General features: G+C 28.6%; 3 protein-coding genes (1 of these 3 running past the window's edge). All 3 read left to right on the top strand.

Annotated elements, in window-relative coordinates; genetic code table 11:
* Window positions 1-10,059 carry a hypothetical protein gene (locus WJM95_RS35330; RefSeq protein ID WP_339136162.1) on the top strand — a complete coding sequence of 3,353 codons (10,059 nt, stop codon included), beginning with the start codon at window positions 1-3 and terminating at the stop codon, window positions 10,057-10,059.
* The gene (locus tag WJM95_RS35335) at window positions 10,060-10,185 is read left to right on the top strand and encodes a hypothetical protein (protein ID WP_339136163.1); all 126 of its coding nucleotides are present in this window, start codon (window positions 10,060-10,062) and stop codon (window positions 10,183-10,185) included.
* Window positions 10,186-18,022: part of a hypothetical protein coding region (locus tag WJM95_RS35340; protein WP_339136164.1), annotated on the top strand (this coding region is incomplete at its 3' end). 10,046 nt of the annotated region lie beyond the right edge of the window; the window shows 7,837 of its 17,883 annotated nt.

The following is an 18,022-nucleotide window of genomic DNA, read 5'->3' on the forward strand; positions in this document are numbered from 1 at the left end:
ATGTTGTTACAGAATGTATCAATGTTGTTACAGAATGTATCAATGTTGTTACAGAATGTATCAATGTTGTTACAGAATGTATCAATGTTGTTACAGAATGTATCAATGTTGTTACAGAATGTATCAATGTTGTTACAGAATGTATCAATGTTGTTACAGAATGTATCAATGTTGTTACAGAATGTATCAATGTTGTTACAGAATGTATCAATGTTGTTACAGAATGTATCAATGTTGTTACAGAATGTATCAATGTTGTTACAGAATGTATCAATGTTGTTACAGAATGTATCAATGTTGTTACAGAATGTATCAATGTTGTTACAGAATGTATCAATGTTGTTACAGAATGTATCAATGTTGTTACAGAATGTATCAATGTTGTTACAGAATGTATCAATGTTGTTACAGAATGTATCAATGTTGTTACAGAATGTATCAATGTTGTTACAGAATGTATCAATGTTGTTACAGAATGTATCAATGTTGTTACAGAATGTATCAATGTTGTTACAGAATGTATCAATGTTGTTACAGAATGTATCAATGTTGTTACAGAATGTATCAATGTTGTTACAGAATGTATCAATGTTGTTACAGAATGTATCAATGTTGTTACAGAATGTATCAATGTTGTTACAGAATGTATCAATGTTGTTACAGAATGTATCAATGTTGTTACAGAATGTATCAATGTTGTTACAGAATGTATCAATGTTGTTACAGAATGTATCAATGTTGTTACAGAATGTATCAATGTTGTTACAGAATGTATCAATGTTGTTACAGAATGTATCAATGTTGTTACAGAATGTATCAATGTTGTTACAGAATGTATCAATGTTGTTACAGAATGTATCAATGTTGTTACAGAATGTATCAATGTTGTTACAGAATGTATCAATGTTGTTACAGAATGTATCAATGTTGTTACAGAATGTATCAATGTTGTTACAGAATGTATCAATGTTGTTACAGAATGTGTCAATGTTGTTACAGAATGTATCAATGTTGTTACAGAATGTATCAATGTTGTTACAGAATGTATCAATGTTGTTACAGAATGTATCAATGTTGTTACAGAATGTATCAATGTTGTTACAGAATGTATCAATGTTGTTACAGAATGTATCAATGTTGTTACAGAATGTATCAATGTTGTTACAGAATGTATCAATGTTGTTACAGAATGTATCAATGTTGTTACAGAATGTATCAATGTTGTTACAGAATGTATCAATGTTGTTACAGAATGTATCAATGTTGTTACAGAATGTATCAATGTTGTTACAGAATGTATCAATGTTGTTACAGAATGTATCAATGTTGTTACAGAATGTATCAATGTTGTTACAGAATGTATCAATGTTGTTACAGAATGTATCAATGTTGTTACAGAATGTATCAATGTTGTTACAGAATGTATCAATGTTGTTACAGAATGTATCAATGTTGTTACAGAATGTATCAATGTTGTTACAGAATGTATCAATGTTGTTACAGAATGTATCAATGTTGTTACAGAATGTATCAATGTTGTTACAGAATGTATCAATGTTGTTACAGAATGTATCAATGTTGTTACAGAATGTATCAATGTTGTTACAGAATGTATCAATGTTGTTACAGAATGTATCAATGTTGTTACAGAATGTATCAATGTTGTTACAGAATGTATCAATGTTGTTACAGAATGTATCAATGTTGTTACAGAATGTATCAATGTTGTTACAGAATGTATCAATGTTGTTACAGAATGTATCAATGTTGTTACAGAATGTATCAATGTTGTTACAGAATGTATCAATGTTGTTACAGAATGTATCAATGTTGTTACAGAATGTATCAATGTTGTTACAGAATGTATCAATGTTGTTACAGAATGTATCAATGTTGTTACAGAATGTATCAATGTTGTTACAGAATGTATCAATGTTGTTACAGAATGTATCAATGTTGTTACAGAATGTATCAATGTTGTTACAGAATGTATCAATGTTGTTACAGAATGTATCAATGTTGTTACAGAATGTATCAATGTTGTTACAGAATGTATCAATGTTGTTACAGAATGTATCAATGTTGTTACAGAATGTATCAATGTTGTTACAGAATGTATCAATGTTGTTACAGAATGTATCAATGTTGTTACAGAATGTATCAATGTTGTTACAGAATGTATCAATGTTGTTACAGAATGTATCAATGTTGTTACAGAATGTATCAATGTTGTTACAGAATGTATCAATGTTGTTACAGAATGTATCAATGTTGTTACAGAATGTATCAATGTTGTTACAGAATGTATCAATGTTGTTACAGAATGTATCAATGTTGTTACAGAATGTATCAATGTTGTTACAGAATGTATCAATGTTGTTACAGAATGTATCAATGTTGTTACAGAATGTATCAATGTTGTTACAGAATGTATCAATGTTGTTACAGAATGTATCAATGTTGTTACAGAATGTATCAATGTTGTTACAGAATGTATCAATGTTGTTACAGAATGTGTCAATGTTGTTACAGAATGTATCAATGTTGTTACAGAATGTATCAATGTTGTTACAGAATGTATCAATGTTGTTACAGAATGTATCAATGTTGTTACAGAATGTATCAATGTTGTTACAGAATGTATCAATGTTGTTACAGAATGTATCAATGTTGTTACAGAATGTATCAATGTTGTTACAGAATGTATCAATGTTGTTACAGAATGTATCAATGTTGTTACAGAATGTATCAATGTTGTTACAGAATGTATCAATGTTGTTACAGAATGTATCAATGTTGTTACAGAATGTATCAATGTTGTTACAGAATGTATCAATGTTGTTACAGAATGTATCAATGTTGTTACAGAATGTATCAATGTTGTTACAGAATGTATCAATGTTGTTACAGAATGTATCAATGTTGTTACAGAATGTATCAATGTTGTTACAGAATGTATCAATGTTGTTACAGAATGTATCAATGTTGTTACAGAATGTATCAATGTTGTTACAGAATGTATCAATGTTGTTACAGAATGTATCAATGTTGTTACAGAATGTATCAATGTTGTTACAGAATGTATCAATGTTGTTACAGAATGTATCAATGTTGTTACAGAATGTATCAATGTTGTTACAGAATGTATCAATGTTGTTACAGAATGTATCAATGTTGTTACAGAATGTATCAATGTTGTTACAGAATGTATCAATGTTGTTACAGAATGTATCAATGTTGTTACAGAATGTATCAATGTTGTTACAGAATGTATCAATGTTGTTACAGAATGTATCAATGTTGTTACAGAATGTATCAATGTTGTTACAGAATGTATCAATGTTGTTACAGAATGTATCAATGTTGTTACAGAATGTATCAATGTTGTTACAGAATGTATCAATGTTGTTACAGAATGTATCAATGTTGTTACAGAATGTATCAATGTTGTTACAGAATGTATCAATGTTGTTACAGAATGTATCAATGTTGTTACAGAATGTATCAATGTTGTTACAGAATGTATCAATGTTGTTACAGAATGTATCAATGTTGTTACAGAATGTATCAATGTTGTTACAGAATGTATCAATGTTGTTACAGAATGTATCAATGTTGTTACAGAATGTATCAATGTTGTTACAGAATGTATCAATGTTGTTACAGAATGTATCAATGTTGTTACAGAATGTATCAATGTTGTTACAGAATGTATCAATGTTGTTACAGAATGTATCAATGTTGTTACAGAATGTATCAATGTTGTTACAGAATGTATCAATGTTGTTACAGAATGTATCAATGTTGTTACAGAATGTATCAATGTTGTTACAGAATGTATCAATGTTGTTACAGAATGTATCAATGTTGTTACAGAATGTATCAATGTTGTTACAGAATGTATCAATGTTGTTACAGAATGTATCAATGTTGTTACAGAATGTATCAATGTTGTTACAGAATGTATCAATGTTGTTACAGAATGTATCAATGTTGTTACAGAATGTATCAATGTTGTTACAGAATGTATCAATGTTGTTACAGAATGTATCAATGTTGTTACAGAATGTATCAATGTTGTTACAGAATGTATCAATGTTGTTACAGAATGTATCAATGTTGTTACAGAATGTATCAATGTTGTTACAGAATGTATCAATGTTGTTACAGAATGTATCAATGTTGTTACAGAATGTATCAATGTTGTTACAGAATGTATCAATGTTGTTACAGAATGTATCAATGTTGTTACAGAATGTATCAATGTTGTTACAGAATGTATCAATGTTGTTACAGAATGTATCAATGTTGTTACAGAATGTATCAATGTTGTTACAGAATGTATCAATGTTGTTACAGAATGTATCAATGTTGTTACAGAATGTATCAATGTTGTTACAGAATGTATCAATGTTGTTACAGAATGTATCAATGTTGTTACAGAATGTATCAATGTTGTTACAGAATGTATCAATGTTGTTACAGAATGTATCAATGTTGTTACAGAATGTATCAATGTTGTTACAGAATGTATCAATGTTGTTACAGAATGTATCAATGTTGTTACAGAATGTATCAATGTTGTTACAGAATGTATCAATGTTGTTACAGAATGTATCAATGTTGTTACAGAATGTATCAATGTTGTTACAGAATGTATCAATGTTGTTACAGAATGTATCAATGTTGTTACAGAATGTATCAATGTTGTTACAGAATGTATCAATGTTGTTACAGAATGTATCAATGTTGTTACAGAATGTATCAATGTTGTTACAGAATGTATCAATGTTGTTACAGAATGTATCAATGTTGTTACAGAATGTATCAATGTTGTTACAGAATGTATCAATGTTGTTACAGAATGTATCAATGTTGTTACAGAATGTATCAATGTTGTTACAGAATGTATCAATGTTGTTACAGAATGTATCAATGTTGTTACAGAATGTATCAATGTTGTTACAGAATGTATCAATGTTGTTACAGAATGTATCAATGTTGTTACAGAATGTATCAATGTTGTTACAGAATGTATCAATGTTGTTACAGAATGTATCAATGTTGTTACAGAATGTATCAATGTTGTTACAGAATGTATCAATGTTGTTACAGAATGTATCAATGTTGTTACAGAATGTATCAATGTTGTTACAGAATGTATCAATGTTGTTACAGAATGTATCAATGTTGTTACAGAATGTATCAATGTTGTTACAGAATGTATCAATGTTGTTACAGAATGTATCAATGTTGTTACAGAATGTATCAATGTTGTTACAGAATGTATCAATGTTGTTACAGAATGTATCAATGTTGTTACAGAATGTATCAATGTTGTTACAGAATGTATCAATGTTGTTACAGAATGTATCAATGTTGTTACAGAATGTATCAATGTTGTTACAGAATGTATCAATGTTGTTACAGAATGTATCAATGTTGTTACAGAATGTATCAATGTTGTTACAGAATGTATCAATGTTGTTACAGAATGTATCAATGTTGTTACAGAATGTATCAATGTTGTTACAGAATGTATCAATGTTGTTACAGAATGTATCAATGTTGTTACAGAATGTATCAATGTTGTTACAGAATGTATCAATGTTGTTACAGAATGTATCAATGTTGTTACAGAATGTATCAATGTTGTTACAGAATGTATCAATGTTGTTACAGAATGTATCAATGTTGTTACAGAATGTATCAATGTTGTTACAGAATGTATCAATGTTGTTACAGAATGTATCAATGTTGTTACAGAATGTATCAATGTTGTTACAGAATGTATCAATGTTGTTACAGAATGTATCAATGTTGTTACAGAATGTATCAATGTTGTTACAGAATGTATCAATGTTGTTACAGAATGTATCAATGTTGTTACAGAATGTATCAATGTTGTTACAGAATGTATCAATGTTGTTACAGAATGTATCAATGTTGTTACAGAATGTATCAATGTTGTTACAGAATGTATCAATGTTGTTACAGAATGTATCAATGTTGTTACAGAATGTATCAATGTTGTTACAGAATGTATCAATGTTGTTACAGAATGTATCAATGTTGTTACAGAATGTATCAATGTTGTTACAGAATGTATCAATGTTGTTACAGAATGTATCAATGTTGTTACAGAATGTATCAATGTTGTTACAGAATGTATCAATGTTGTTACAGAATGTATCAATGTTGTTACAGAATGTATCAATGTTGTTACAGAATGTATCAATGTTGTTACAGAATGTATCAATGTTGTTACAGAATGTATCAATGTTGTTACAGAATGTATCAATGTTGTTACAGAATGTATCAATGTTGTTACAGAATGTATCAATGTTGTTACAGAATGTATCAATGTTGTTACAGAATGTATCAATGTTGTTACAGAATGTATCAATGTTGTTACAGAATGTATCAATGTTGTTACAGAATGTATCAATGTTGTTACAGAATGTATCAATGTTGTTACAGAATGTATCAATGTTGTTACAGAATGTATCAATGTTGTTACAGAATGTATCAATGTTGTTACAGAATGTATCAATGTTGTTACAGAATGTATCAATGTTGTTACAGAATGTATCAATGTTGTTACAGAATGTATCAATGTTGTTACAGAATGTATCAATGTTGTTACAGAATGTATCAATGTTGTTACAGAATGTATCAATGTTGTTACAGAATGTATCAATGTTGTTACAGAATGTATCAATGTTGTTACAGAATGTATCAATGTTGTTACAGAATGTATCAATGTTGTTACAGAATGTATCAATGTTGTTACAGAATGTATCAATGTTGTTACAGAATGTATCAATGTTGTTACAGAATGTATCAATGTTGTTACAGAATGTATCAATGTTGTTACAGAATGTATCAATGTTGTTACAGAATGTATCAATGTTGTTACAGAATGTATCAATGTTGTTACAGAATGTATCAATGTTGTTACAGAATGTATCAATGTTGTTACAGAATGTATCAATGTTGTTACAGAATGTATCAATGTTGTTACAGAATGTATCAATGTTGTTACAGAATGTATCAATGTTGTTACAGAATGTATCAATGTTGTTACAGAATGTATCAATGTTGTTACAGAATGTATCAATGTTGTTACAGAATGTATCAATGTTGTTACAGAATGTATCAATGTTGTTACAGAATGTATCAATGTTGTTACAGAATGTATCAATGTTGTTACAGAATGTATCAATGTTGTTACAGAATGTATCAATGTTGTTACAGAATGTATCAATGTTGTTACAGAATGTATCAATGTTGTTACAGAATGTATCAATGTTGTTACAGAATGTATCAATGTTGTTACAGAATGTATCAATGTTGTTACAGAATGTATCAATGTTGTTACAGAATGTATCAATGTTGTTACAGAATGTATCAATGTTGTTACAGAATGTATCAATGTTGTTACAGAATGTATCAATGTTGTTACAGAATGTATCAATGTTGTTACAGAATGTATCAATGTTGTTACAGAATGTATCAATGTTGTTACAGAATGTATCAATGTTGTTACAGAATGTATCAATGTTGTTACAGAATGTATCAATGTTGTTACAGAATGTATCAATGTTGTTACAGAATGTATCAATGTTGTTACAGAATGTATCAATGTTGTTACAGAATGTATCAATGTTGTTACAGAATGTATCAATGTTGTTACAGAATGTATCAATGTTGTTACAGAATGTATCAATGTTGTTACAGAATGTATCAATGTTGTTACAGAATGTATCAATGTTGTTACAGAATGTATCAATGTTGTTACAGAATGTATCAATGTTGTTACAGAATGTATCAATGTTGTTACAGAATGTATCAATGTTGTTACAGAATGTATCAATGTTGTTACAGAATGTATCAATGTTGTTACAGAATGTATCAATGTTGTTACAGAATGTATCAATGTTGTTACAGAATGTATCAATGTTGTTACAGAATGTATCAATGTTGTTACAGAATGTATCAATGTTGTTACAGAATGTATCAATGTTGTTACAGAATGTATCAATGTTGTTACAGAATGTATCAATGTTGTTACAGAATGTATCAATGTTGTTACAGAATGTATCAATGTTGTTACAGAATGTATCAATGTTGTTACAGAATGTATCAATGTTGTTACAGAATGTATCAATGTTGTTACAGAATGTATCAATGTTGTTACAGAATGTATCAATGTTGTTACAGAATGTATCAATGTTGTTACAGAATGTATCAATGTTGTTACAGAATGTATCAATGTTGTTACAGAATGTATCAATGTTGTTACAGAATGTATCAATGTTGTTACAGAATGTATCAATGTTGTTACAGAATGTATCAATGTTGTTACAGAATGTATCAATGTTGTTACAGAATGTATCAATGTTGTTACAGAATGTATCAATGTTGTTACAGAATGTATCAATGTTGTTACAGAATGTATCAATGTTGTTACAGAATGTATCAATGTTGTTACAGAATGTATCAATGTTGTTACAGAATGTATCAATGTTGTTACAGAATGTATCAATGTTGTTACAGAATGTATCAATGTTGTTACAGAATGTATCAATGTTGTTACAGAATGTATCAATGTTGTTACAGAATGTATCAATGTTGTTACAGAATGTATCAATGTTGTTACAGAATGTATCAATGTTGTTACAGAATGTATCAATGTTGTTACAGAATGTATCAATGTTGTTACAGAATGTATCAATGTTGTTACAGAATGTATCAATGTTGTTACAGAATGTATCAATGTTGTTACAGAATGTATCAATGTTGTTACAGAATGTATCAATGTTGTTACAGAATGTATCAATGTTGTTACAGAATGTATCAATGTTGTTACAGAATGTATCAATGTTGTTACAGAATGTATCAATGTTGTTACAGAATGTATCAATGTTGTTACAGAATGTATCAATGTTGTTACAGAATGTATCAATGTTGTTACAGAATGTATCAATGTTGTTACAGAATGTATCAATGTTGTTACAGAATGTATCAATGTTGTTACAGAATGTATCAATGTTGTTACAGAATGTATCAATGTTGTTACAGAATGTATCAATGTTGTTACAGAATGTATCAATGTTGTTACAGAATGTATCAATGTTGTTACAGAATGTATCAATGTTGTTACAGAATGTATCAATGTTGTTACAGAATGTATCAATGTTGTTACAGAATGTATCAATGTTGTTACAGAATGTATCAATGTTGTTACAGAATGTATCAATGTTGTTACAGAATGTATCAATGTTGTTACAGAATGTATCAATGTTGTTACAGAATGTATCAATGTTGTTACAGAATGTATCAATGTTGTTACAGAATGTATCAATGTTGTTACAGAATGTATCAATGTTGTTACAGAATGTATCAATGTTGTTACAGAATGTATCAATGTTGTTACAGAATGTATCAATGTTGTTACAGAATGTATCAATGTTGTTACAGAATGTATCAATGTTGTTACAGAATGTATCAATGTTGTTACAGAATGTATCAATGTTGTTACAGAATGTATCAATGTTGTTACAGAATGTATCAATGTTGTTACAGAATGTATCAATGTTGTTACAGAATGTATCAATGTTGTTACAGAATGTATCAATGTTGTTACAGAATGTATCAATGTTGTTACAGAATGTATCAATGTTGTTACAGAATGTATCAATGTTGTTACAGAATGTATCAATGTTGTTACAGAATGTATCAATGTTGTTACAGAATGTATCAATGTTGTTACAGAATGTATCAATGTTGTTACAGAATGTATCAATGTTGTTACAGAATGTATCAATGTTGTTACAGAATGTATCAATGTTGTTACAGAATGTATCAATGTTGTTACAGAATGTATCAATGTTGTTACAGAATGTATCAATGTTGTTACAGAATGTATCAATGTTGTTACAGAATGTATCAATGTTGTTACAGAATGTATCAATGTTGTTACAGAATGTATCAATGTTGTTACAGAATGTATCAATGTTGTTACAGAATGTATCAATGTTGTTACAGAATGTATGAATGTTGTTACAGAATGTATCAATGTTGTTACAGAATGTATCAATGTTGTTACAGAATGTATCAATGTTGTTACAGAATGTATCAATGTTGTTACAGAATGTATCAATGTTGTTACAGAATGTATGAATGTTGTTACAGAATGTATCAATGTTGTTACAGAATGTATCAATGTTGTTACAGAATGTATCAATGTTGTTACAGAATGTATCAATGTTGTTACAGAATGTATCAATGTTGTTACAGAGAATGTATCAATGTTGTTACAGAATGTATCAATGTTGTTACAGAATGTATCAATGTTGTTACAGAATGTATCAATGTTGTTACAGAATGTATCAATGTTGTTACAGAATGTATCAATGTTGTTACAATGTTGTTACACAATGTATCAATGTTGTTACACAATGTATCAATGTTGTTACACAATGTATCAATGTTGTTACACAATGTATCAATGTTGTTACACAATGTATCAATGTTGTTACACAATGTATCAATGTTGTTACACAATGTATCAATGTTGTTACACAATGTATCAATGTTGTTACACAATGTATCAATGTTGTTACACAATGTATCAATGTTGTTACACAATGTATCAATGTTGTTACACAATGTATCAATGTTGTTACACAATGTATCAATGTTGTTACACAATGTATCAATGTTGTTACACAATGTATCAATGTTGTTACACAATGTATCAATGTTGTTACACAATGTATCAATGTTGTTACACAATGTATCAATGTTGTTACACAATGTATCAATGTTGTTACACAATGTATCAATGTTGTTACACAATGTATCAATGTTGTTACACAATGTATCAATGTTGTTACACAATGTATCAATGTTGTTACACAATGTATCAATGTTGTTACACAATGTATCAATGTTGTTACACAATGTATCAATGTTGTTACACAATGTATCAATGTTGTTACACAATGTATCAATGTTGTTACACAATGTATCAATGTTGTTACACAATGTATCAATGTTGTTACACAATGTATCAATGTTGTTACACAATGTATCAATGTTGTTACACAATGTATCAATGTTGTTACACAATGTATCAATGTTGTTACACAATGTATCAATGTTGTTACACAATGTATCAATGTTGTTACACAATGTATCAATGTTGTTACACAATGTATCAATGTTGTTACACAATGTATCAATGTTGTTACACAATGTATCAATGTTGTTACACAATGTATCAATGTTGTTACACAATGTATCAATGTTGTTACACAATGTATCAATGTTGTTACACAATGTATCAATGTTGTTACACAATGTATCAATGTTGTTACACAATGTATCAATGTTGTTACACAATGTATCAATGTTGTTACACAATGTATCAATGTTGTTACACAATGTATCAATGTTGTTACACAATGTATCAATGTTGTTACACAATGTATCAATGTTGTTACACAATGTATCAATGTTGTTACACAATGTATCAATGTTGTTACACAATGTATCAATGTTGTTACACAATGTATCAATGTTGTTACACAATGTATCAATGTTGTTACACAATGTATCAATGTTGTTACACAATGTATCAATGTTGTTACACAATGTATCAATGTTGTTACACAATGTATCAATGTTGTTACACAATGTATCAATGTTGTTACACAATGTATCAATGTTGTTACACAATGTATCAATGTTGTTACACAATGTATCAATGTTGTTACACAATGTATCAATGTTGTTACACAATGTATCAATGTTGTTACACAATGTATCAATGTTGTTACACAATGTATCAATGTTGTTACACAATGTATCAATGTTGTTACACAATGTATCAATGTTGTTACACAATGTATCAATGTTGTTACACAATGTATCAATGTTGTTACACAATGTATCAATGTTGTTACACAATGTATCAATGTTGTTACACAATGTATCAATGTTGTTACACAATGTATCAATGTTGTTACACAATGTATCAATGTTGTTACACAATGTATCAATGTTGTTACACAATGTATCAATGTTGTTACACAATGTATCAATGTTGTTACACAATGTATCAATGTTGTTACACAATGTATCAATGTTGTTACACAATGTATCAATGTTGTTACACAATGTATCAATGTTGTTACACAATGTATCAATGTTGTTACACAATGTATCAATGTTGTTACACAATGTATCAATGTTGTTACACAATGTATCAATGTTGTTACACAATGTATCAATGTTGTTACACAATGTATCAATGTTGTTACACAATGTATCAATGTTGTTACACAATGTATCAATGTTGTTACACAATGTATCAATGTTGTTACACAATGTATCAATGTTGTTACACAATGTATCAATGTTGTTACACAATGTATCAATGTTGTTACACAATGTATCAATGTTGTTACACAATGTATCAATGTTGTTACACAATGTATCAATGTTGTTACACAATGTATCAATGTTGTTACACAATGTATCAATGTTGTTACACAATGTATCAATGTTGTTACACAATGTATCAATGTTGTTACACAATGTATCAATGTTGTTACACAATGTATCAATGTTGTTACACAATGTATCAATGTTGTTACACAATGTATCAATGTTGTTACACAATGTATCAATGTTGTTACACAATGTATCAATGTTGTTACACAATGTATCAATGTTGTTACACAATGTATCAATGTTGTTACACAATGTATCAATGTTGTTACACAATGTATCAATGTTGTTACACAATGTATCAATGTTGTTACACAATGTATCAATGTTGTTACACAATGTATCAATGTTGTTACACAATGTATCAATGTTGTTACACAATGTATCAATGTTGTTACACAATGTATCAATGTTGTTACACAATGTATCAATGTTGTTACACAATGTATCAATGTTGTTACACAATGTATCAATGTTGTTACACAATGTATCAATGTTGTTACACAATGTATCAATGTTGTTACACAATGTATCAATGTTGTTACACAATGTATCAATGTTGTTACACAATGTATCAATGTTGTTACACAATGTATCAATGTTGTTACACAATGTATCAATGTTGTTACACAATGTATCAATGTTGTTACACAATGTATCAATGTTGTTACACAATGTATCAATGTTGTTACACAATGTATCAATGTTGTTACACAATGTATCAATGTTGTTACACAATGTATCAATGTTGTTACACAATGTATCAATGTTGTTACACAATGTATCAATGTTGTTACACAATGTATCAATGTTGTTACACAATGTATCAATGTTGTTACACAATGTATCAATGTTGTTACACAATGTATCAATGTTGTTACACAATGTATCAATGTTGTTACACAATGTATCAATGTTGTTACACAATGTATCAATGTTGTTACACAATGTATCAATGTTGTTACACAATGTATCAATGTTGTTACACAATGTATCAATGTTGTTACACAATGTATCAATGTTGTTACACAATGTATCAATGTTGTTACACAATGTATCAATGTTGTTACACAATGTATCAATGTTGTTACACAATGTATCAATGTTGTTACACAATGTATCAATGTTGTTACACAATGTATCAATGTTGTTACACAATGTATCAATGTTGTTACACAATGTATCAATGTTGTTACACAATGTATCAATGTTGTTACACAATGTATCAATGTTGTTACACAATGTATCAATGTTGTTACACAATGTATCAATGTTGTTACACAATGTATCAATGTTGTTACACAATGTATCAATGTTGTTACACAATGTATCAATGTTGTTACACAATGTATCAATGTTGTTACACAATGTATCAATGTTGTTACACAATGTATCAATGTTGTTACACAATGTATCAATGTTGTTACACAATGTATCAATGTTGTTACACAATGTATCAATGTTGTTACACAATGTATCAATGTTGTTACACAATGTATCAATGTTGTTACACAATGTATCAATGTTGTTACACAATGTATCAATGTTGTTACACAATGTATCAATGTTGTTACACAATGTATCAATGTTGTTACACAATGTATCAATGTTGTTACACAATGTATCAATGTTGTTACACAATGTATCAATGTTGTTACACAATGTATCAATGTTGTTACACAATGTATCAATGTTGTTACACAATGTATCAATGTTGTTACACAATGTATCAATGTTGTTACACAATGTATCAATGTTGTTACACAATGTATCAATGTTGTTACACAATGTATCAATGTTGTTACACAATGTATCAATGTTGTTACACAATGTATCAATGTTGTTACACAATGTATCAATGTTGTTACACAATGTATCAATGTTGTTACACAATGTATCAATGTTGTTACACAATGTATCAATGTTGTTACACAATGTATCAATGTTGTTACACAATGTATCAATGTTGTTACACAATGTATCAATGTTGTTACACAATGTATCAATGTTGTTACACAATGTATCAATGTTGTTACACAATGTATCAATGTTGTTACACAATGTATCAATGTTGTTACACAATGTATCAATGTTGTTACACAATGTATCAATGTTGTTACACAATGTATCAATGTTGTTACACAATGTATCAATGTTGTTACACAATGTATCAATGTTGTTACACAATGTATCAATGTTGTTACACAATGTATCAATGTTGTTACACAATGTATCAATGTTGTTACACAATGTATCAATGTTGTTACACAATGTATCAATGTTGTTACACAATGTATCAATGTTGTTACACAATGTATCAATGTTGTTACACAATGTATCAATGTTGTTACACAATGTATCAATGTTGTTACACAATGTATCAATGTTGTTACACAATGTATCAATGTTGTTACACAATGTATCAATGTTGTTACACAATGTATCAATGTTGTTACACAATGTATCAATGTTGTTACACAATGTATCAATGTTGTTACACAATGTATCAATGTTGTTACACAATGTATCAATGTTGTTACACAATGTATCAATGTTGTTACACAATGTATCAATGTTGTTACACAATGTATCAATGTTGTTACACAATGTATCAATGTTGTTACACAATGTATCAATGTTGTTACACAATGTATCAATGTTGTTACACAATGTATCAATGTTGTTACACAATGTATCAATGTTGTTACACAATGTATCAATGTTGTTACACAATGTATCAATGTTGTTACACAATGTATCAATGTTGTTACACAATGTATCAATGTTGTTACACAATGTATCAATGTTGTTACACAATGTATCAATGTTGTTACACAATGTATCAATGTTGTTACACAATGTATCAATGTTGTTACACAATGTATCAATGTTGTTACACAATGTATCAATGTTGTTACACAATGTATCAATGTTGTTACACAATGTATCAATGTTGTTACACAATGTATCAATGTTGTTACACAATGTATCAATGTTGTTACACAATGTATCAATGTTGTTACACAATGTATCAATGTTGTTACACAATGTATCAATGTTGTTACACAATGTATCAATGTTGTTACACAATGTATCAATGTTGTTACACAATGTATCAATGTTGTTACACAATGTATCAATGTTGTTACACAATGTATCAATGTTGTTACACAATGTATCAATGTTGTTACACAATGTATCAATGTTGTTACACAATGTATCAATGTTGTTACACAATGTATCAATGTTGTTACACAATGTATCAATGTTGTTACACAATGTATCAATGTTGTTACACAATGTATCAATGTTGTTACACAATGTATCAATGTTGTTACACAATGTATCAATGTTGTTACACAATGTATCAATGTTGTTACACAATGTATCAATGTTGTTACACAATGTATCAATGTTGTTACACAATGTATCAATGTTGTTACACAATGTATCAATGTTGTTACACAATGTATCAATGTTGTTACACAATGTATCAATGTTGTTACACAATGTATCAATGTTGTTACACAATGTATCAATGTTGTTACACAATGTATCAATGTTGTTACACAATGTATCAATGTTGTTACACAATGTATCAATGTTGTTACACAATGTATCAATGTTGTTACACAATGTATCAATGTTGTTACACAATGTATCAATGTTGTTACACAATGTATCAATGTTGTTACACAATGTATCAATGTTGTTACACAATGTATCAATGTTGTTACACAATGTATCAATGTTGTTACACAATGTATCAATGTTGTTACACAATGTATCAATGTTGTTACACAATGTATCAATGTTGTTACACAATGTATCAATGTTGTTACACAATGTATCAATGTTGTTACACAATGTATCAATGTTGTTACACAATGTATCAATGTTGTTACACAATGTATCAATGTTGTTACACAATGTATCAATGTTGTTACACAATGTATCAATGTTGTTACACAATGTATCAATGTTGTTACACAATGTATCAATGTTGTTACACAATGTATCAATGTTGTTACACAATGTATCAATGTTGTTACACAATGTATCAATGTTGTTACACAATGTATCAATGTTGTTACACAATGTATCAATGTTGTTACACAATGTATCAATGTTGTTACACAATGTATCAATGTTGTTACACAATGTATCAATGTTGTTACACAATGTATCAATGTTGTTACACAATGTATCAATGTTGTTACACAATGTATCAATGTTGTTACACAATGTATCAATGTTGTTACACAATGTATCAATGTTGTTACACAATGTATCAATGTTGTTACACAATGTATCAATGTTGTTACACAATGTATCAATGTTGTTACACAATGTATCAATGTTGTTACACAATGTATCAATGTTGTTACACAATGTATCAATGTTGTTACACAATGTATCAATGTTGTTACACAATGTATCAATGTTGTTACAAATGTATCAATGTTGTTACACAATGTATCAATGTTGTTACACAATGTATCAATGTTGTTACACAATGTATCAATGTTGTTACACAATGTATCAATGTTGTTACACAATGTATCAATGTTGTTACACAATGTATCAATGTTGTTACACAATGTATCAATGTTGTTACACAATGTATCAATGTTGTTACACAATGTATCAATGTTGTTACACAATGTATCAATGTTGTTACACAATGTATCAATGTTGTTACACAATGTATCAATGTTGTTACACAATGTATCAATGTTGTTACACAATGTATCAATGTTGTTACACAATGTATCAATGTTGTTACACAATGTATCAATGTTGTTACACAATGTATCAATGTTGTTACACAATGTATCAATGTTGTTACACAATGTATCAATGTTGTTACACAATGTATCAATGTTGTTACACAATGTATCAATGTTGTTACACAATGTATCAATGTTGTTACACAATGTATCAATGTTGTTACACAATGTATCAATGTTGTTACACAATGTATCAATGTTGTTACACAATGTATCAATGTTGTTACACAATGTATCAATGTTGTTACACAATGTATCAATGTTGTTACACAATGTATCAATGTTGTTACACAATGTATCAATGTTGTTACACAATGTATCAATGTTGTTACACAATGTATCAATGTTGTTACACAATGTATCAATGTTGTTACACAATGTATCAATGTTGTTACACAATGTATCAATGTTGTTACACAATGTATCAATGTTGTTACACAATGTATCAATGTTGTTACACAATGTATCAATGTTGTTACACAATGTATCAATGTTGTTACACAATGTATCAATGTTGTTACACAATGTATCAATGTTGTTACACAATGTATCAATGTTGTTACACAATGTATCAATGTTGTTACACAATGTATCAATGTTGTTACACAATGTATCAATGTTGTTACACAATGTATCAATGTTGTTACACAATGTATCAATGTTGTTACACAATGTATCAATGTTGTTACACAATGTATCAATGTTGTTACACA

Origin of the sequence: Streptomyces sp. f51 (genome assembly GCF_037940415.1) — a bacterium.
In the GTDB taxonomy this organism is placed as follows: domain Bacteria; phylum Actinomycetota; class Actinomycetes; order Streptomycetales; family Streptomycetaceae; genus Streptomyces.